18 protein-coding genes and 1 other RNA gene are annotated in these 18,858 nt (G+C 64.9%); 17 read left to right on the top strand and 2 right to left on the bottom strand.

Going from position 1 to position 18,858, the window contains the following annotated elements; translation table 11 throughout:
- A partial coding sequence (gene purB / locus A9Z00_RS07525; protein WP_296975565.1) for an adenylosuccinate lyase occupies nt 1-1,370 on the bottom strand: 1,370 nt, incomplete at its 3' end.
- A gap of 274 nt (nt 1,371-1,644) precedes the next feature.
- On the opposite strand from purB, the gene A9Z00_RS07530 reads away from it, so the two are divergent.
- Both A9Z00_RS07530 and argS read left to right on the top strand, forming a co-directional pair.
- Nucleotides 1,645-2,085 (top strand): YwiB family protein, encoded by a 441-nt coding sequence (locus A9Z00_RS07530; protein ID WP_296975566.1) that lies wholly within the window; start codon nt 1,645-1,647, stop codon nt 2,083-2,085.
- On the top strand, nt 2,078-3,757 hold the full coding sequence (gene argS / locus A9Z00_RS07535; RefSeq protein ID WP_296975567.1) for an arginine--tRNA ligase: 1,680 nt from the start codon (nt 2,078-2,080) through the stop codon (nt 3,755-3,757). The genes A9Z00_RS07530 and argS overlap by 8 nt, the downstream gene beginning before the upstream one ends.
- Before the next feature lie 57 nt (nt 3,758-3,814).
- On the opposite strand, the gene A9Z00_RS07540 is transcribed toward argS, so the two are convergent.
- Entirely contained in the window at nt 3,815-4,957 is a 1,143-nt protein-coding gene (locus A9Z00_RS07540; protein ID WP_296975568.1) for a S8 family peptidase, read from the bottom strand.
- A gap of 227 nt (nt 4,958-5,184) precedes the next feature.
- Here A9Z00_RS07540 and rpoE point away from each other — a divergent pair, with 227 nt between their 5' ends.
- The 15 genes from rpoE to A9Z00_RS07615 all read left to right on the top strand — a co-directional run bounded on the left by rpoE (nt 5,185) and on the right by A9Z00_RS07615 (nt 18,539).
- The gene (gene rpoE / locus A9Z00_RS07545) at nt 5,185-5,775 is read left to right on the top strand and encodes a DNA-directed RNA polymerase subunit delta (protein WP_296975569.1); all 591 of its coding nucleotides are present in this window, start codon (nt 5,185-5,187) and stop codon (nt 5,773-5,775) included.
- A 272-nt stretch (nt 5,776-6,047) separates the two neighbouring features.
- The gene (locus tag A9Z00_RS07550) at nt 6,048-7,664 is read left to right on the top strand and encodes a CTP synthase (RefSeq protein ID WP_296975570.1); all 1,617 of its coding nucleotides are present in this window, start codon (nt 6,048-6,050) and stop codon (nt 7,662-7,664) included.
- A gap of 139 nt (nt 7,665-7,803) precedes the next feature.
- Nucleotides 7,804-8,187, top strand: a complete 384-nt coding sequence (locus A9Z00_RS07555) for a response regulator (protein ID WP_296975571.1) — start codon at nt 7,804-7,806, stop codon at nt 8,185-8,187.
- Nucleotides 8,188-8,342: 155 nt separating this feature from the next.
- Nucleotides 8,343-9,197, top strand: coding sequence for a class II fructose-1,6-bisphosphate aldolase (gene fba / locus A9Z00_RS07560; RefSeq protein ID WP_296975572.1), 855 nt, complete (start codon nt 8,343-8,345; stop codon nt 9,195-9,197).
- 100 nt (nt 9,198-9,297) lie between these two features.
- A complete protein-coding gene (locus A9Z00_RS07565) occupies nt 9,298-10,557 on the top strand; it encodes a UDP-N-acetylglucosamine 1-carboxyvinyltransferase (RefSeq protein ID WP_296975573.1) in 1,260 nt (419 codons plus the stop codon).
- A 492-nt stretch (nt 10,558-11,049) separates the two neighbouring features.
- The gene (gene rho, locus A9Z00_RS07570) at nt 11,050-12,363 is read left to right on the top strand and encodes a transcription termination factor Rho (protein ID WP_296975574.1); all 1,314 of its coding nucleotides are present in this window, start codon (nt 11,050-11,052) and stop codon (nt 12,361-12,363) included.
- Between the two features lie 51 nt (nt 12,364-12,414).
- Entirely contained in the window at nt 12,415-13,683 is a 1,269-nt protein-coding gene (locus A9Z00_RS07575) for a radical SAM protein (protein WP_296975575.1), read from the top strand.
- Nucleotides 13,684-13,850: 167 nt separating this feature from the next.
- A complete protein-coding gene (rpmE, locus tag A9Z00_RS07580) occupies nt 13,851-14,048 on the top strand; it encodes a 50S ribosomal protein L31 (RefSeq protein ID WP_296975576.1) in 198 nt (65 codons plus the stop codon).
- Nucleotides 14,049-14,104: 56 nt separating this feature from the next.
- On the top strand, nt 14,105-14,509 hold the full coding sequence (locus A9Z00_RS07585) for a cation transporter dimerization domain-containing protein (RefSeq protein WP_296975577.1): 405 nt from the start codon (nt 14,105-14,107) through the stop codon (nt 14,507-14,509).
- Between the two features lie 71 nt (nt 14,510-14,580).
- Nucleotides 14,581-14,845, top strand: an RNA gene (gene ffs / locus A9Z00_RS07590) — signal recognition particle sRNA large type.
- 161 nt (nt 14,846-15,006) lie between these two features.
- Nucleotides 15,007-16,827 (top strand): DNA polymerase III subunit gamma/tau, encoded by a 1,821-nt coding sequence (gene dnaX / locus A9Z00_RS07595; RefSeq protein WP_296975578.1) that lies wholly within the window; start codon nt 15,007-15,009, stop codon nt 16,825-16,827.
- 24 nt (nt 16,828-16,851) lie between these two features.
- Nucleotides 16,852-17,163 carry a YbaB/EbfC family nucleoid-associated protein gene (locus A9Z00_RS07600; protein ID WP_296975579.1) on the top strand — a complete coding sequence of 104 codons (312 nt, stop codon included), beginning with the start codon at nt 16,852-16,854 and terminating at the stop codon, nt 17,161-17,163.
- 18 nt (nt 17,164-17,181) lie between these two features.
- A complete protein-coding gene (recR, locus tag A9Z00_RS07605) occupies nt 17,182-17,778 on the top strand; it encodes a recombination mediator RecR (RefSeq protein ID WP_296975580.1) in 597 nt (198 codons plus the stop codon).
- A 126-nt stretch (nt 17,779-17,904) separates the two neighbouring features.
- Nucleotides 17,905-18,270 carry a YaaL family protein gene (locus tag A9Z00_RS07610; RefSeq protein WP_296975581.1) on the top strand — a complete coding sequence of 122 codons (366 nt, stop codon included), beginning with the start codon at nt 17,905-17,907 and terminating at the stop codon, nt 18,268-18,270.
- The gene (locus A9Z00_RS07615) at nt 18,267-18,539 is read left to right on the top strand and encodes a pro-sigmaK processing inhibitor BofA family protein (protein WP_296975582.1); all 273 of its coding nucleotides are present in this window, start codon (nt 18,267-18,269) and stop codon (nt 18,537-18,539) included. The genes A9Z00_RS07610 and A9Z00_RS07615 overlap by 4 nt, the downstream gene beginning before the upstream one ends.
- Nucleotides 18,540-18,858: the final 319 nt, after the last annotated feature.

The raw sequence follows: 18,858 nt of genomic DNA on the forward strand, positions 1-18,858 counted from the left end.
CCCTGATCCCGGCGGCCCTGCAGCGGTCCGGCGCCACCCTGGGCGCAGCGGTGGCAGCCTACGGCGAGTTGACGGCCATGGCCTCGCCTCTCATCTTCCTGCCCAACGTGGTGGTCCACGCCCTGACCCACACCCTGGTGCCCGGCGTGGCCGAGGTGACCGAACGGCCGGCCCTCCTCCACCGCCTTCATGGACAGCTCGTAGACGACGTGGTGGGCGGTCTGCTTGCCGAGCCGGTCCGCCAGCGCGAACATGACACGCTCGGAGAGCAGCAGACCGCCGAGCCGGTCGAGGTTGCGCCGCATGTTCGCCGGCTTGACGACGAGGCCTTCCAGCACCGCCTTTGCCGACGCGAGCTGGGCGGAGAGATAGATGCACGTCTCCGGCAGCGCGATCCACTCGGCGCGCCAGGCCATCGCGTCCCGCTCGTGCTCGACGACCATCGCTTCGTGGACGAGCGCGACGTTGTAGCGGACCGGCTTCGACAGGCTGACGATGCCCTCGAGCGCGGCCGGGTTGCGTTTGTGCGGCATCGTCGACGAGCCGATCTTGCCGGACGTGAACGGCTCCTCCACCTCGTCGATCTCGGTGCGCATCAGGTTGTAGAATTCATTGCCCAGCTTGCCCAGCGTGGCGCTGATCATGCCGAGGATGCCGGCGTATTCGGCCTGGCGGTCGCGGGACGAATGCCAGCAGATGTCCGGTGCTTGAAGGCCGAGCTTCTGCAGCGCAAGCTCCTCGACTTCGGGTCCGAGCGGGCCGAACGCCGCGTACGTGCCGACCGCGCCGGCGATGACGCCGGTGAACACGCGCGCTTCCGCTTCCTTCAGCCGGTCCAGATGCCGCAGCACTTCGCTCAGCAGGACGGCCATCTTGAAGCCGAACGTCGTCGGCAGCCCCTGCATGCCGTGCGACCGGCCGGCGATCGGCGTGTCGCGGTAATCGCGGGCGAGCCGCGCCAGATGCCGCGCGACGGCGCGCAGATCGCGCACGATGATCGCGTGCGCTTCCTTGAGCTGCAGCATCATGCCGGTGTCCACAATGTCCTGCGTCGTCGCGCCGAAGTGGACGTATTCCCCGGCCGGGCCGCAGAGCGCCTGCAGCGCCCGGATCGTCGGCATCAACGAATGCTTCGCCTTCTGCACCTCCTCCGCGATCGCCCCGAGATCGATCAGCTCCGCCCGCGCCTTCTCCGCGATCACCTTCGCGGCTTCTTCCGGGATCAGGCCGAGCTCCGCTTCGGCCAGCGCGAGCGCCGCCTCGACGTCGAGCTGCTTCTGCAGCCGGTTCTCGTCCGACCAGACGGCGCGCATCTCGGGCGTGCCGAACACGTTGCGCAGCATGATCATGTCGATGACGTGTGATGACATGTTGCTTCCCTTCTTTGCCGTTGATCTGGGTGTGGCCGCCATAAATCCGACCTATCAACTTGGTTATGGTTATTGTACTACCAGTATGCCCGGCGGTCAATGGATATCCCTTCCCGTCTCTTGCGCGCCGGGCGTCTCGCACAGTATAATGGTAGAAATCTGTGGTTCGCAACACCGCAGTGAATGGACTGTGCGGATGAACCTCCGTCCCGGTCAGGGGACGGGGGTTTTGTGATGATGGACCCCGTGCGTGCGGTGCGGAGGTGCGGGATCGATGGAGCAGATGGCGATTCCCGCGGAGGGAATCGGCGTCAGAATCGAACTCGAGAGCCGTCAGGACGGCGGCGAGGCCGCGCGGTCGGTGCTGGCCGGCCGGCTCTACGCGAGGGACGGCGCGCTGTTCCTCCGCTACGAGGAGGAAGGCGGCCGGACCCGCTCGCTTCTGCGCTGGGACGGCCGGACGCTGCGGCTTGTCCGCACGGGCGAGATCGAGAGCGCCCAGACGTTCGATCCCGGCGCGGTGACCGGCGGCTATTTCCGGACGCCGCTCGGTCGGTTCGACCTCCGGATGCGGACGCACCGGATCCAGGCCCGCGCGGACGGCCCCGGCCTGCCGATGGCGTGGAGCTGGGCGTACCGGCTCGAAGCGGGCGGCGCCGACGCGGGAGAATTCGTCATCAATCTGGTGATACGGGAGGACACGCACGATGAGTGACCATGTGCTCGAACGCATCCATCAGCGCGTGAAGGACGCGATCGCGGACGCGGCGGTTGCGGCGGGACTCGTCTACTCGCGGGACGAGCTGCCCCCGTTCGTCGTCGAGGTGCCGAAGGACAAGGCGCACGGCGACCTCGCGACGAACGCGGCAATGCAGTTGACGCGGCTGGCGAAGCGGAATCCGCGCCAGATCGCGGAGGCGATCCTCGAACATCTGGACCGGAACGCCGCGATGATCCGCACGGCGGAGATCGCGGGCCCCGGATTCATCAACTTCCGCCTGGACAAGAGCTACCTCTATCCGGTCATCGGCGAGGTGCTGCGCGCGGGCGAGCACTACGGCCGGGTGAACGTCGGCGGCGGCCGCAAGGTGCAGGTCGAGTTCGTCAGCGCGAACCCGACCGGCTCGCTCCATCTCGGCCACGCGCGCGGCGCGGCGGTCGGCGACGCGCTGTGCAACCTGCTCGACTTCGCCGGCTACGACGTGACGCGCGAGTACTACATCAACGACGCGGGCGCGCAGGTGACGAACCTCGCGAAGTCGATCGAGGCGCGTTACCGCCAGCAGCTCGGCCTCGAGGCGGAGATGCCCGAGGACGGCTATTACGGCGACGACATCATCGAGTTTGCGAAGGAGCTCGTCGAGCGGGAGGGCGACCGGCTGCTCTCGCTGCCGGACGACGAGCGGCTGCGCTTCTTCCGCGAATACGGCCTGCGGCGCGAGATGGAGAAAATCCGGCGCGACCTCGAGCGGTTCCGCGTCCGGTTCGACAACTGGTTCAGCGAGACGTCGCTGTACGAGACCGGCCAGGTGGAGGCCGCGGTCGAGGCGCTTCGGGAGCGGGGCATGGTGTATGAGCAGGACGGCGCGGTCTGGCTCCGGTCGACCGCCTTCGGCGACGACAAGGACCGCGTCCTCGTCAAGCAGGACGGCTCCTACACGTACCTGACGCCGGACATCGCCTACCACCGGGACAAATACCGCCGCGGCTACGATCTCCTGATCAACATCTGGGGCGCCGACCACCACGGGTACATCCCGCGGCTGAAGGCCGCGATGGCCGCCCTCGGCCACGATCCGGACAAACTGGTCGTGCTGATCGCCCAGATGGTCAGCCTCTACCGGAACGGCGAGAAGGTGAAGATGTCGAAGCGGACCGGCCAGGCCGTGACGATGGAGGAGCTCATGGACGAGGTCGGCGTCGACGCGATCCGCTATTTCTTCACGATGCGCAGCATGGATTCGCATCTCGACTTCGACATGGACCTCGCCGTCTCCACGTCGAACGACAACCCGGTCTACTATGTGCAGTACGCCCATGCGCGGATTTGCAGCATCTTCCGCCAGGCGGAGGAGCAGGGGATCGAGATCGACCACGGCAAGGCGGATCTGACCCGGCTCACCGTCGAAGCGGAATTCGATCTGATGCGCAAGATGGGCGAGCTGCCGCAGGAGGTCGCGGACGCGGCCGAAGCCCGCGCCCCGCACCGGCTGGTCCGCTACGTGTACGAGCTGGCTACGATCTTCCACAGCTACTACAAGGCGGAGCGCGTCATCACGGATGACCGGGAGCAGACCGCCGCAAGGCTCGCGCTGCTCGCCGCCGTCCGGATCGTCATCGCGAACGTGCTGCGGCTGATCGGCGTGACGGCGCCGGAGCGGATGTAACGCCTTGGGCATCCGGCCGGGGGCCGGAGCGGCGAGTCCGGTCGGATGCCGCGGCCCTCACAGCCGGTCGGCGGCCGCCAGCATGCGCAGCACGTCGATCTCGCCGGCGCCTTTCGGCGCGTTCCGGCCGCGCAGCGGCTGCGTCGAACGGCGCAAAATTTCCTTGATCTCGGCCGGGCCGAGCCCCGGCCGGTAGGCGAGCAGCAGGGCGATCGCGCCGCTGACGTGGGAGGTGGCCATCGACGTGCCGCTCATTTCGTTGTATTTTCCCCTGAGCCAGGCGGAGACGATCTTGTCCCCCGGCGCGTAGATGTCGATCAGGCTGCCCCGGTTGCTGAACGGCGCGATCCGCCGCATCCGCGTCGTCGCGCCCACGGATACGGTCTGCGGGAAGCGGGCGGGATAGTCGATCGACTTGCGCTTCGCGTCGTTGCCGGAGGAAGCGACGACGACGATGCCGGAACGCCGCGCGTTCTGCACGGCGGCGAGCAGCGCCCGGCTGCGCGTCTTCATGCCGAAGCTCATGTTGATGATGTCCATCCGGTTGCGGATGCACCATTCGATGCCGAGGATGATGTCGGAGACGTAGGCCGAGCCGTTGTGGTCGAACGCCTTTACCGGGTGGATGACCGCGCGGGGAGCGACGCCGACCATGCCGTAGAGCTGGTTCGCGGCCGCGATCGTGCCGGCGATGTGCGTCCCGTGGCCGTTGTCGTCATGCGGCAGCATGCTGCGCGCCAGCAGGTTGATGCCCCGCGAGACGGAGTGGCGCAGATCGGGGTGGCCGAAATCGATGCCGGTGTCGATGACGCCGACCTTGATGTTGTGGCCGGTAGTCAGCCGCCAGGCCTGCGGCGCGCGGATCTGCCGCACGCCCCACGGGATGCCCTGTTCGACGGCCGGCACGCTGCGCACGGTGCCGTGGACCCGGGCGCGGACGTCCGGTTCGATGGCGCACCCCGCCCACGGCGACCCGATCGGCCGGCCCGCCGGGAGCGTGAAGCTGACGCCGTGGACGAGCGGGAGGAGACGAACGGCGGCGGACGCTTGCCGCCCGGGAGGATGTCGTTCCCTCCACTCGCGGGCGAAGCGGCGGAAATCGGCCGCGCTGCGGAACCGGAGCATGCAGCGGATGCCGCCGGAGCCCGGGGCGGGAAGCGCCCTTTCCTCCAGCCATCGGAGCACCGGGCTATGGTCCATCGGCGCATACCTCCCGGTGGAAACATGCTGGACTTATACTATGAGGGCCCGTGAACGGCGGCATGAGCTTCTGTCCCGCCCGCCCGAATTGGGCCGCTCCGGCGGTTGTCCCGCGGCCCCGGCTCCTTGCTTTTTGCCCCGAAATAGGGTTTACTATAGGTTGACAACGGGTAGATCTATCCTGTACCCATGCAGGTGGAAGCAGTTTGCGCGAGAGGATGTGTTCGATGAGCGGCGAGATCCGATTGAAGCTCGATCCTGAACGGATTGAAGAAATGCCGATGGTCGATCTGGCGTTCGAGATTCTGAAGGCGGCCAACGAGCCGATGTACTACCGGGATCTGATCCGCGAGGTCGGCCGGGTCCGCGGCTTGACCGACGAGCAGATCAACGACGTCATCGCGCAGATCTATACGGAGATCAACATCGACGGCCGGTTCGCCTGCGTCGGCAACAACGTCTGGGGCCTGAAGCGGTGGTATCCGGTCGATCGGAGCGAAGATCCGTCCCTCGGCACGTCGCGTCCGCGCATCATCAACGACGACGACGAAGAGGAAGAGGATCTGTACGGCGAAGAGGAAGAAGCATACGTCACGGACGAGGAGGAGTACGGCCTCTACGACGAGGACGGCGACGTGCTGTTCGGCGGGTCCGACGAGGATGTGGACGTCGACGTGGACGATGAAGTCCCGCTCGACGACGAGCTGGACGAGCCGGTCGTGCTCGACGACGAGGATCTGCCGCCGGAAGCGGTCGAGGAGGATTTCGAGGACGAAGAGGCCGAGGAGATGGAGGAAGAGGAAGAAGAGGATCGGTGATCAGCGGTCCGGCCCGGCGCCGGCGGCGCCGGTGCGCCCCGGCATCCGGGGCGCGCCCGGAACCGTACCTGCGCGCGTCCGTCGGCCGATGCGGGAGCGGCCCTGCGGGTCCGGGCGGCGGACCGTCTCTCTTGACACGGGCGACGGCGCGCGGGTAAACTATAGCTCGGGCAACACCTTTGCTCTATACCTGGCAAACGAACGGAAAGTGCCCCGCTGAGCGGGTGTCACTTTTTTTGTTTTTCACCAACGGATCTGGAGGGCATTTGCACGTGACGAAGTACATTTTCGTAACCGGCGGCGTCGTGTCATCGCTCGGCAAGGGAATCACCGCGGCGTCGCTCGGCCGGCTGCTGAAGAACCGCGGGCTGAAGGTGACGATCCAGAAGTTCGACCCCTATATCAACGTCGACCCCGGGACCATGAGCCCCTATCAGCACGGGGAGGTGTTCGTGACCGACGACGGCGCGGAGACCGACCTCGACCTCGGTCATTATGAACGATTCATCGACATCAACCTCACGAAAAACAGCAACGTGACCACGGGTAAAATCTACTCCACCGTCATTTCGAAGGAACGGCGCGGCGAGTTTCTGGGCGCCACCGTGCAGGTCATTCCGCACATCACGAACGAGATCAAGGAGCGCGTCTTCCGCGCGGGCCGGGAAGCGGGTTCGGACGTCGTCATTACCGAGATCGGCGGCACGGTCGGCGACATCGAGAGCCTGCCGTTCCTCGAGGCGATCCGCCAGATCAAGGGCGATGTCGGCCGTGACAACGTCATGTACATCCACGTCACGCTCATCCCGTACATCAAGGCGGCCGGCGAAGTGAAGACGAAGCCGACGCAGCACAGCGTGAAGGAACTCCGGAGCATCGGCATCCAGCCGAACGTCATCGTCTGCCGGACGGAATATCCGATGGGCGAGGACCTGAAGCGCAAGATCGCGCAGTTCTGCGACGTCGACCAGAAGGCGGTCATCGAGTGCCGCGACGCGTCGAATCTGTACGAGATTCCGCTCAACCTCCGGAAGGAAGGGCTCGACGACATCGTCGTCAGCCACCTGAAGCTGAATGTGCCGGAGCCCGACATGACCGAATGGGAGAACTTGGTGCGCCGCATCCAATCGATCACCGGATCGGTCGAGATCGCGATCGTCGGGAAGTATGTCGCGCTGCACGACGCTTACCTCAGCATCGTGGAGGCGCTCGGCCACGCCGGCATCGACGCGGAGCGCGAGGTGAAGATCCGCTGGGTGAGCGCCGAGGACGTGACGCCCGACAATGTGGACGAGCTGCTTGCCGGCGTGCACGGCGTGCTCGTGCCGGGCGGGTTCGGCGACCGCGGCATCGAAGGGAAGATCACCGCGATCCGCTGGGCGCGGGAGAAGCGTGTGCCGTTCTTCGGCATCTGCCTCGGCATGCAGATGGCCGTCATCGAGTTCGCGCGGAACGTCATGGGCCTTGCCGGCGCGAACAGCTCGGAGATCGATCCGTCCACGCCGCATCCGGTCATCGACCTCCTGCCGGAGCAGAAGGACATCGAGGACCTCGGCGGCACGATGCGGCTCGGGCTGTATCCGTGCAAAATCGTTCCCGGCACGCTGGCGGCGCGGGCGTACGGCGATGAACTGATCTACGAACGCCACCGCCACCGCTACGAATTCAACAACGAATACCGCGAGCAGATCGAAGCGGCCGGGTTGCGCGTGTCGGGCACGTCGCCCGACGGACGCCTGGTCGAGATGATCGAGCTGCCCGATCATCCGTGGTTCCTGGCCGTCCAGTTCCATCCGGAATTCACGTCGCGGCCGAACCGGCCGCATGCGCTGTTCCGCGAATTCGTGAACGCGGCGATCCGGCACGCGGCATCATGCAACCGCCCGTGATACTTTTTGCCAATAGATGAAGGAAATTGGGAAAGCGGCATCGAATACCTCCCTTTCGGAAATGCTTGTCCTTCGGCCCGAACGGAGCCTGGCCCGCGATCGGCGCCGGAACCGGCATTCCGGAGGGGGGATCGGTTCGTTGGCTGACAAGAAGGTGCTCATCGTGGATGACCAGAACGGCATCCGCGTGCTGCTCATGGAAGTGTTCAGCAGCGAAGGGTATCAGACGTTTCAGGCATCCAACGGCAAAATGGCGCTGGAGATCGTCAAGAACGAATCCCCGGATCTCGTGTTGCTCGACATGAAGATCCCGGGCATGGACGGCCTGGAAATCCTGAAGCGCGTCAAGGAGATCAACCGCGACATCAAGGTCATCATGATGACGGCGTACGGCGAGCTGGACATGATCAAGGAAGCGACGGAGCTCGGAGCGCTGATGCACTTCACGAAGCCGTTCGACATCGACGAGATGCGGACGGTCGTGAACATGCAGCTCAGGGGCAGTGAGGCGCGCTCCGGATAAGCGGTCGGATCCCGAAAGCGGGATCCTTTTTTCTGCCGGAAAAGAGACGGGCGAAATACCACATCGTGAAGCATTGTGGTATAATGTCTCAGTATGACAAGTCTGCACGGCTTGAACCACACAAGCGCACTATGAACGCGGGAGGAACGAAATCCATGCCACTGGTGTCCATGAACGAATTTCTGCCGAAGGCGAAGGCAAACCAATTTGCCGTCGGCCAATTCAACATCAACAACCTGGAGTTCACCCAGGCGATCGTCGAAGCGGGGATCCGCGAGCGGTCGCCGCTCATCTTCGGCGTCAGCGAAGGCGCGCTGAAATACATGGGCATCGAGTTCACCGTCGCGCTGGCGGAAGCCGCGGCGAAGAAGTCGGGGCTGCCGATCGCGCTGCATCTTGACCACGGCAGCAGCTTCGAAATCGCGATGCAATGCATCCGCGCCGGCTTCACGTCGATCATGTTCGACGGTTCCCATTATCCGTTCGAAGAGAACGTCCGCCTGACGAAGGAGATCGTGAAGGTCGCGCACGCGATGGGCGTGTCCGTCGAGGGCGAGCTCGGCACGATCGGCGGCACCGAGGACGACATCAGCGTGGATGAGGCCGATGCGATGCTCGCGAAACCGGAGGAAGCGATCCGATTCTGGGAGGAGACGGGCGTTGACGCGCTCGCGATCGCGGTCGGCACGGCGCACGGCCTGTACAAGGGCGAGCCGAAGATCCGCTTCGACATCATCCGCGAAGTCGCGGAGAAGATTCCGGTGCCGATCGTGCTGCACGGCGGCTCGGGCGTTCCGGACGACGCGATCCGGGAAGCGATCCGCTGCGGCGTCGGCAAGATCAACGTCAACACGGAGAACCAGGTCGCCTGCACGAACAAGATCCGCGAGATCCTCGGCAAGGACGACAAGGTCTACGATCCGCGCAAATACCTCGGCCCCGCCCGCGAGGCGATGATCGAAGTCGTGGCCGAGAAGATCCGCCTGTTCGGCAGCAGCAATCAGGCTTGATCCAGCGTGACCATGCGGGAACCGCCGCGACCGGCCGGCGGTTCCCTGTTCATCCGTCCGCATGACGGTCAACAGCGCCATCGGGAGGATATGGGGAGACATGGAGAAACTGATGGTCCGCGGCGGCCGCCCGCTGCGCGGAACGGTGACGATCAGCGGCGCGAAGAACAGCGCTGTGGCGCTGCTGCCGGCGTCCATTCTGGCTGACGGCGAAGTCAGACTGGACAACCTGCCGCGGCTCAGCGATGTGGCCGTCTATACGGAAATTCTGGAAGAGCTGGGCGCCAGGGTGACGCGGGTCGGGGATTCGATGATCATCGATCCGACCCGCATGGAGCCCAAGCCGATGCCGAACGGCAAGGTGAAGCTGCTGCGCGCCTCCTATTATCTGATGGGCGCGCTGCTCGGCCGTTTCGGCGAAGCCGTCATCGGACTTCCCGGCGGCTGCAACTTCGAACCCCGCCCGATCGACCAGCATATAAAGGGTTTCGAGGCGCTCGGTGCCACCGTCACGAACGAACACGGCGCGATCCGGCTGCAGGCGAAGAAGCTGCGGGGCGCCAAGATCTACCTGGACGTCGTCAGCGTCGGCGCGACGATCAACATCATGCTCGCGGCTTCCCGCGCCGAAGGGCTCACGATCATCGAGAACGCGGCGAAGGAGCCGGAGATCATCGACGTCGCGACGCTGCTCAACTCGATGGGCGCCCGCATCAAGGGCGCGGGCACCGAGACGATCCGCATCGAGGGCGTGGACCGGCTGCACGGCTGCCGGCACTCGATCATCCCCGACCGGATCCAGGCGGGCACGTACATGATCATGGCCGCCGCGACGCGCGGCGACGTCGTCGTCGACAACGTCATTCCGAAGCATCTCGAGGCCGTGACCGCGAAGCTGCAGGAGATGGGCGTCCACGTCTACGAAATGGACGAATCGATCCGCGTCGTCGGCCAGCCCGTCTATTCCGCCGTCGACGTCAAGGCGCTCGTCTATCCGGGATTCGCGACGGACATGCAATCGCCGATGACGAGCCTGCTCACCCAGGCCGAGGGAGTCAGCGTCCTGACCGATTACGTGTACAGCAACCGGTTCAAGCATGTGCCGGAGCTCGTCCGCATGGGCGCGAAGATCCGCGTGGAAGGCCGGTCGGCGATCATCGAGCGAAGCAGGCTGAACAGCGCCAGGGTCCGCGCGTCCGATCTCCGGGCGGGCGCGGCGCTCGTCGTGGCGGCGCTTACGGTCGAGGAAGGCGTCACGGAAATTTCGGGTGTCGAATATATCGATCGCGGGTATGATCAACTTGTAGAGAATCTGCGCAAGCTGGGCGCCGACGTGTGGCGCGAGCCCGATCGCGGCTGAGGCGCGCGTCCGGGCCGCCTGCTGCAGGGACGGCGCTGGGACAGCGCAGGGATAGCGCCGCAGGCGGATTTCGCGATAGATTCCCCCTCCATGCCATTCCTGTTTACGCAATCCCGAATCTCGCACCATCCCGATCCCAGATGTTCCTGATTCAGCTGACAGCACCCAGCCCAATCGCCGTTACGGCCGACCGCATGCCTTTGCGGCCGGGATCCGCTGCTTGCCGTCCTGATGCCGGGGCGGCCGTACGGACGATGTTCTCCGAATTTGCCCAGTTCGCCGGGCGCATCTTCCGCGCGATGCCCGTGTTTCGCGTGCCGGGGAGCCCGAATCGCGCCCGGAACCCGGCCGCGAAGAAAAAACGGTTTGGCCGGCAATAATGAGCAAAGGCCGTCATGAAACGGCAATCATGGCAATCATGAAATGGCAATCATGAAATGGCAATCATGAAATGGCGTGAAACGGAAATCCGGATGACGGAGGGGTGAAATGATGACCGATCTGCAAATTTCCGATCTCGAAGAGATGAAATTGACGGAACTGTACAAGCTGGCGAAGGAATACCAGATTCCGAACTACGGCCAGATGCGGAAGAAGGAACTGATCTTCGCGATCCTGCGCGCCCAGGCCGAGCGGAGCGGCCTCATGTTCATGGAAGGCGTCCTGGACGTGATGCCGGACGGATACGGGTTCCTGAGGCCGCTGTTCATGCCGAGCAAGGACGACATCTACATATCGGCGTCGCAGATCCGGAAATTCGACCTGCGGACCGGCGACCTCGTATCCGGCAAGTGCCGGGCGCCGAAGGAGAACGAACGGTATTTCGGATTGCTGCAGGTCAACGCAGTCAACGGCGAGAGTCCGGAAGCGGCCGCGGAGCGGCTCCACTTCCCCGCCCTGACTCCCCTCTATCCGCAGAAGAAGCTCGTTCTGGAGACCACCCCCGACAAACTGTCGACCCGCATCATGGATCTGCTCGCACCGGTCGGGCTCGGCCAGCGCGGCCTGATCGTCGCGCCCCCGAAGGCGGGCAAGACGCTGCTCCTGAAGGAGATCGCCAACAGCATCTCGACGAATTACCCGGATATCGAACTGTTCGTGCTGCTGATTGACGAGCGGCCGGAGGAAGTGACCGACATGCAGCGGTCGGTGAAGGCCGAGGTCATCGCGTCGACGTTCGACGAACTGCCGGAGCACCACATCAAGGTGGCGGAGCTGGTGCTGGAGCGGGCGCAGCGGCTGGTCGAGCACAAGCGGGATGTCGTGATCCTGCTGGACAGCATCACGCGGCTGGCGCGCGCGTACAACCTCGTCGTGCCGCCGTCGGGACGGACGCTCTCCGGCGGGATCGATCCGGCATCGTTCCATCGGCCGAAGCGGTTCTTCGGAGCGGCGCGCAACGTCGAAGAGGGCGGAAGCCTGACGATTCTCGCGACGGCGTTGATCGACACGGGTTCGCGGATGGACGACATCATTTACGAGGAGTTCAAGGGCACGGGCAACATGGAGCTCGTGCTGGACCGCCGGCTCGCGGAGCGGCGCATTTTCCCGGCGCTGGACATTCGCCGTTCCGGCACGCGCCGCGAGGAAATGCTGCTCTCGAAGGAAGAGCTGGAGTGCGCCTGGGCGATCCGCAAAATGATGAACGACACTCCCGAATTCGTCGAACAGTTCCTGCGCAAGATGGCGGAGACGAAGACGAACGCGGAATTCATCGGGGTCATCCAGAAGCTGGCCTCGGACGGCGGCGTGACCGGATCCGGAAGCGGGAGTTCCGCGCGGCGGAGCGTACGCTCGACGTCCTGATCCGCCGCCGGGCATGGCCGACGGCGCAAGACGGAAGGTGGGATGCAAAGCATGAACCTGGTGTACGCCGACGCCAGGGGACGCGTCTATGACGCGCCCGGCTGGGGCGGGCTCGGCCGCACCGCCGACCTGATCATCGAACTGATGGAAGACGAATTGATTCCGCTGCCCGAGGGAGCGACGCTGGTCAGCCTGCCGCACACGCGACCGATCGGCATCGATCCCGACACGGGCGAAATGTGCGCCTATCCGGAAGACGTTCAGGCGGTCGGCGCCCTGCTGCCGCAGGGGTATACGCGGCTCGCGATTCCCGCCTACGTCAAGACGGACCGGAGCCGGAAGCTGCCGCTCTTCGGGTATACGGCGGTCGTCTGGAAGGACGGCGGCTTCCACGTGGCCGCGCAGCAAACCGACGATCCGGAGCCGTGGAACCCGCTGAACTGCGACCGCCGCAAGCTGAAGAAGGGCGTCGAGGCGCTGCTCGCAAAATACCCGGAGAACCGGGTCTACCGGCACCTCTCCCATTGCGCGCTCGGCTACGAATGCCTGACGGCGTCGAACACGTTCCTGCAGCGCTGGGAGGGAGCCGTCCCGGTGTCCAGCGGCTGCAACGCGGGCTGCTTCGGCTGCATTTCCGAACAGCCGGATGACAGCGGCTTCCCCGCGCCGCAGACGCGCATGAACTTCCGGCCGACGGTGGACGAGCTCGTCGAGATCATGCTCGAGCATTTGAAGACGCCGGACGCGATCATCAGCTTCGGCCAGGGCTGCGAGGGCGAGCCGTCGACCCAGGTGAAGCTGATCGTCGACGCGATCCGCCGGGTGCGGGAGCAGACGAATCTCGGCTACATCAACATCAATACGAACGCCGGTCTGACCGATCACATCCGGGCGATCGTCGACGCCGGGCTCGATCTCATGCGCGTCAGCACGATCAGCGCGATCGAGGAGCATTACAACGCCTATTACCGGCCGCGCGGCTACACGCTCCGGAACGTGGAGAAGTCGCTCCGGTACGCGGCGGACCGCGGCGTCTACACCTCGATCAATTATCTGGTCTTCCCCGGCGTGTCGGACCGCGAGGAAGAGATCGAGGCGATGATCGATTTTGCGAAGCGGACCGGGCTCAAGCTCATTCAACTGCGCAATCTGAACATCGATCCGGAGAGTTACCTGGAGCTGATTCCGCCCGCGCGGGGCGAAATCTTCGGCATGAAGCGGATGATCGAGATTTTCCGGGAGGAACTGCCCGACGTCCGCATCGGCAATTACACGCACGTGCCGCCCGAAGGGTTCCGCAGGCGGAAGGCATCCGGCTGATCCGGTGATTCCGGCGCCGGCCTCCATCCGGAAAGCGGGCCGGGTGCCGCGCCGTTCCGAATGAAGCCGTTGCACCGGGGCAAGCCGGCGTGTTATAATCACTTCATGTGTGTCAATAAACTCTGGCCCGCATTTCATGGGCACAGGGCGCGAAAGAGGTGAACGAGATGAAACCGGACATTCATCCGCCATATCACATCACGACGGTGACCTGCGCGTGCGGCAACACGTTCGAGACCGGTTCGGTGAAGCCGAATCTCCGCGTCGAAATCTGCTCGAACTGCCATCCCCTGTTCACGGGCAAGCAGAAGTTCGTCGATTCCGGTGGCCGCGTGGACCGTTTCAAGAAGAAATACGGCATCTGACCGGATGCATACCCGAACCTCCCCCAGCCATCCTAAAGGCGAAGGGAGGTTTCTTCATGTTGATCGGCATGCGACACGGGCGGCTGCGCATCGCGCTCGCCGGCGTCCTGCTGGCCGCGGCGTTGGCGGCGGCCGGATGCGGGGCGGACCGCACCGCGCGGGACGGATACGGCAACGACGGCTACATGGGGCTCAGCCGGTCGAATCCGCATCTTCCGATCACCGGCACGGCCTGGAGCTACCGTCGGGACAACGCGTTCGCGGCCGAGCTTCTGAGCGGGTTGAAGGGCATCCGGCATATCCGGATCACGCGGACGGGCGGCTCCCATATGCGCGTCCATCTCGACATCGACCGGTCGCTGAGCCCGGAGGAGGCGCAGCGGCTCGCAGCGCAGGCGGAGGCGATTCTGAAGGAAAATTTCCCGCGTTACCGGGTGACGGTCAGCGCCGACCGGGATTGAGCGGATCGGGCGCCTTTTTGACAACGATGCCCGGTTGCGATCGGCGTGCGGATCGGCTATACTTATCTGTACCGTGCTAGACGGGGAGGTAGCGGTGCCCTGTAACTCGCAATCCGCTGCAGCGAGGTCGAATTCCTGCCCGAGGTCTTGCGCTGCAGGGCAGGCGCCCCGGAACCGCGTGGACGGCCGGGTCCTCCGCAATGGACACCCGTGAACCTGGTCAGGTCCGGAAGGAAGCAGCCATAAGCGGGCAAGTCCATGTGCCGGGGGAGCGCCTGGCCCGAGCGGGAAAGGGGAATGCCGCCTGGAACGCAACGATCGGAGGCAGGTGCACGGTCCTACCAAGCATATGCAGCCGTCCCGGCTTGTCCGGGGCGGCTTTTGTCGTGTCTCGGCCGGCGGGATCGTCGTTTCTCTCGCCGTGCGATTGGTGTATGGTGTATAATAAAGCATCATGCGGCCAGATCGGCCGCCGTGACGGAAAGGAACGGTCCGCGTTGTCCCATATCGCCTTGTACCGCGCCTGGCGTCCGCAGACGTTCCAGGACATGGTCGGCCAGCAGCACGTCATCCAGACGCTCCGCAACGCGATCCGGGAGAATCGGATCGCGCATGCGTATCTGTTCAGCGGTCCGCGCGGAACGGGCAAGACCAGCGCGGCCAAGATCATGGCGAAGGCCGTCAACTGCGAGCGCGGGCCGGCGCCCGAGCCGTGCAACGCCTGCGCGGCCTGCGAGGGGATCACCGCCGGCACGGTGCTCGACGTGATCGAGATCGACGCGGCCTCCAACCGCGGCATCGACGAAATCCGCGACATCCGCGACAAGGTGCGCTACGCACCGACGGAAGTCCGGTACAAAGTCTACATCATCGACGAAGTGCACATGCTCACCTCCGAAGCGTTCAACGCCCTGCTCAAGACGCTGGAGGAGCCGCCCGGGCACGTGATCTTCATCCTGGCAACGACCGAACCGCACAAGCTTCCCGCGACGATCGTATCCCGTTGCCAGCGGTTCGATTTCCGGCCCGTAAAGCTCGAGGAGCAGGTGGCCCGACTCCGGCGGATCTGCGAGGAGGAGGGCATCGAAGCGGAGGACGACGCGCTCGCGTACATCGCCCGCCTCTCGGAGGGCGGCATGCGTGACGCGATCGGCCTGCTGGAGCAGGCCGCGGCGTTCACCGACCGGCGCATCACGCTGGACGCCGCGGTCGATGTGACGGGCGGCATTCCGACGGAGCGCTTCGAGGAACTGGCGGAGGCCGTGCTGCGGAGGGACGCCGCGGCGGTCATGCACGTCGCGGAAGCGCTGTCAGCGGCGGGCAAGAGCGCCGACAAATGCATGGAAGACCTGATCGTTTTCTTCCGCGACCTCCTGCTGCTGAAGCTGGCGCCGGACAACACGTCCGCCACGGGACGGATCGTCAACGCCGAACGGTTCCGGCGCACGGCGGAGGGCTTCGCCGCGGAGCGTCTGTTCCGGATGATCGACATCCTGAACCGGTACCAGAACGACATGCGCTTCGCCGCGCAGCCGCAGACGATGTTCGAGGTGGCGCTGCTCAAGATCTGCACGCTGCCCGACGAGGGTGAAGCGGCCGGCGGCGCGCCGAACGGCGAACCGGTTCGCGCATCCGCTCCGCGGGAAACAGCGCCGGAAGCGGCGGAGCTGGAACGGCTCCGGCGGCGCGTCGAGCAGCTCGAACAGCGCCTGGAGCAGCTCATGCGCTCCGGCGGCCCGGGCGGTGAAGCGTCGCCATCGCCCGTCCGGCCGGGGGAATCGCGGGCGGGCGCGGCCGGCGTCCGTCCCGCCGGGGCCTTCGGCGCGCAGCGCGGCGCGGCCGCGCCGGTCCTCGGCCGCGTCAAGCTCGAGCCGTACGTCGCGGCGCGCGATTCGGAGGAGGCGCGGCGGGTGAAGGCGCGCTGGCCGGAGGTGCTGCAGCGGGTCAAGGATGTCCGCATCTCGGTCCACGCCTGGCTCATTGACGGCGAGCCGGTGTCCGCCGCGGACGGCCGGGTGCTGATCGCGTTCCGGAACACGATGCATCGCCAGACGACGGAGAAGCCCGCCAACCGGGAGATCATCGAGGGCGCGATGGCCGAAGTGTTTGGCGCGCCGATGCGCTTCCAGACGGTCATGCTGAAGGAATGGCAGCAGGCCGCGGAAGGCGGAACCGAAGAGCGGCAGCCGGAGGCGCTGGAGCTTCAGCCCGAGGACGAGCGGGCGGCCGATACGGCCGGCCGGCCGCCCTGGGTGGAAGAAGCGGTGAAGCTGTTCGGCGAAGATCTGGTCGTCGTCGTGGACGACGAGAAGCAATGATTGGACAAAGGAGAGTAGGCGAGCATGAACAACATGCAGCAGATGATGCGGCAAGTGAAGAAAATGCAGGAGCAGATGCTCAAGGCCCAGGAGGAGCTCGGGAAGAAGGAGGTCGAAGGCACCGCCGGCGGCGGCGCCGTGACGGTGCGGGCCAACGGGCACAAGAAGATTCTCGGCGTCACGATCAAACCCGAAGCCGTCGATCCGGACGACATCGAGATGCTCCAGGACCTCGTCCTCGCCGCCGTGAACGATGCGCTGAACAAGGCCGAAGAGCTGGCGAGCCAGGATATGGCCAAATTCACGGGCGGCCTGAAAATTCCGGGGCTGTTCTGATCAGGGGAGCGTCCGCCCTTGTACTATCCCGAACCGATCGCGAAGCTGATCGATTCCTTCTCCCGGCTGCCGGGCATCGGTCCGAAGACCGCCACGCGGCTTGCCTTCCATGTGCTGCGCATGAGCGAGGAGGACGTCGTCGAATTCGCCAAGGCGCTGGTCAGCGTCAAGCGCAACCTGCACTACTGCTCCATCTGTTGCAACATCACCGACGTGGATCCTTGCCGCATCTGCCAGGACAAGTCGCGCGATCCGTCCGTCATCTGCGTCGTCCAGGAGGCGACGGATCTCGTCGCGATGGAGCGGACGAAGGAGTACGACGGCCAGTACCATGTGCTGCAGGGCGCCATCTCGCCGATGGACGGCATCGGGCCGGACGACATCCGCATCGCCGAGCTGCTGAAACGTCTGACCGACGACCGGGTGAAGGAACTGATCCTCGCGACGAATCCGAACATCGAAGGCGAAGCGACGGCCATGTATCTGTCCCGCCTGGTCAAGCCGTTCGGCATCAAGGTGACGCGCATCGCGCACGGGCTGCCGGTCGGCGGCGACCTGGAGTACGCGGACGAGGTCACCCTGTCGAAGGCGTTGGAGGGTCGAAGAGAGATTTGAGCCATGCCGTGCCGGTTCAGGCGCGGCTTTTTGCCGTTCGGGCGGGTGCGAGGTTCTAAGTTTGTCCCTTCCGCTATAGGTATGGTAGCGCGGACGAATTTTCGCGTTGCACGGAGGGACGAGCCAATGGACTTGAACCTGTGGCAGGGGTTGCGGAACAAAATGACGGCGTTCCGCGAGGCGTTCTCCGGACGCCGTCCCGTCGGCGGATGGCGGGATCGGACCGCCCCGGACGCGGAGCGCGCGATGCGGGTGGAGGCGGACCGTGAGTCGAGGGCGGCCCAGGCGTTGATCCGCGACATTCGCGAAGCGCATCGGGACTGGGTCAACGCGCACCGGCATTTCGAGTACGCGGTGGGGTTCGACCAGATCGACTACGCGATCTACGCGATCGAGGCGGCGGAGAAACGGTACGAGATGCTGCTCCGCCAGGCGAAAAAAATGAACGTGCATTGGCGCAGCGAATGGGAGAAAGGGGCGGGCGCGGGATGAAGGTGGTATTCGCGATCATGCTGGCCGGATCAACGGCGGCGCTCTTAGTTGTTCTGATGCGGAGGCGCATGACCCGGGCCTGGCTGACCAGGTTTTCCCTGCACATGGCGCTGGCCGCGTTGGTCATCTACGGGGTGAACGAACTCGACTGGATATCGGGCGTTCACATTCCGCTCAATCCGGTGACCGCGGCGGTCATCGTGACGCTCGGCGTCCCGGGAATCGCGCTGATTGCCGGTCTTCAGGCCGTTTTGACCCGGGGAATTTAAATAAAGTAACGGGAATTTGTTTCCGACCGCTGGCAGGCTATTGACTTTGTTCGATAGGGTGTGATACATTATCAATCGCGCCTGACGGAGCGGACCGGTTGATGACGACCGGTCGGAGCAGATGCCGGAAATTGGCGCTTGCATCCGGTTGGCGCGATGTGATATATTATAAAAGTCGCTGCCTGAAAGGGCGGCGGGTTGAGGAAGATTGCTCTTTGAAAACTGAACACGAGCTTGAGTTGCCCGTCGACCTGAGGGTAAGACCCTGAGGGTGACGAAACCGGAGCGCGCAAGCTTCTATGGAGAGTTTGATCCTGGC

The organism is Thermobacillus sp. ZCTH02-B1 (genome assembly GCF_002159085.1).
Lineage (GTDB): Bacteria > Bacillota > Bacilli > Paenibacillales > Paenibacillaceae > Thermobacillus.

Excerpts from the sequence above, each read along its gene's own strand:
- A9Z00_RS07530 (WP_296975566.1), top strand. The coding sequence starts at position 1,645 with ATGGAGCAGATGGCGATTCCCGCGGAGGGAATCGGCGTCAGAATCGAA.
- argS (WP_296975567.1), top strand. The coding sequence starts at position 2,078 with ATGAGTGACCATGTGCTCGAACGCATCCATCAGCGCGTGAAGGACGCG.
- A9Z00_RS07540 (WP_296975568.1), bottom strand. The coding sequence starts at position 4,957 with ATGGACCATAGCCCGGTGCTCCGATGGCTGGAGGAAAGGGCGCTTCCC.
- rpoE (WP_296975569.1), top strand. The coding sequence starts at position 5,185 with ATGAGCGGCGAGATCCGATTGAAGCTCGATCCTGAACGGATTGAAGAA.
- fba (WP_296975572.1), top strand. The coding sequence starts at position 8,343 with ATGCCACTGGTGTCCATGAACGAATTTCTGCCGAAGGCGAAGGCAAAC.
- A9Z00_RS07565 (WP_296975573.1), top strand. The coding sequence starts at position 9,298 with ATGGAGAAACTGATGGTCCGCGGCGGCCGCCCGCTGCGCGGAACGGTG.
- rho (WP_296975574.1), top strand. The coding sequence starts at position 11,050 with ATGACCGATCTGCAAATTTCCGATCTCGAAGAGATGAAATTGACGGAA.
- A9Z00_RS07575 (WP_296975575.1), top strand. The coding sequence starts at position 12,415 with ATGAACCTGGTGTACGCCGACGCCAGGGGACGCGTCTATGACGCGCCC.
- rpmE (WP_296975576.1), top strand. The coding sequence starts at position 13,851 with ATGAAACCGGACATTCATCCGCCATATCACATCACGACGGTGACCTGC.
- A9Z00_RS07585 (WP_296975577.1), top strand. The coding sequence starts at position 14,105 with ATGTTGATCGGCATGCGACACGGGCGGCTGCGCATCGCGCTCGCCGGC.
- A9Z00_RS07600 (WP_296975579.1), top strand. The coding sequence starts at position 16,852 with ATGAACAACATGCAGCAGATGATGCGGCAAGTGAAGAAAATGCAGGAG.
- A9Z00_RS07610 (WP_296975581.1), top strand. The coding sequence starts at position 17,905 with ATGGACTTGAACCTGTGGCAGGGGTTGCGGAACAAAATGACGGCGTTC.
- A9Z00_RS07615 (WP_296975582.1), top strand. The coding sequence starts at position 18,267 with ATGAAGGTGGTATTCGCGATCATGCTGGCCGGATCAACGGCGGCGCTC.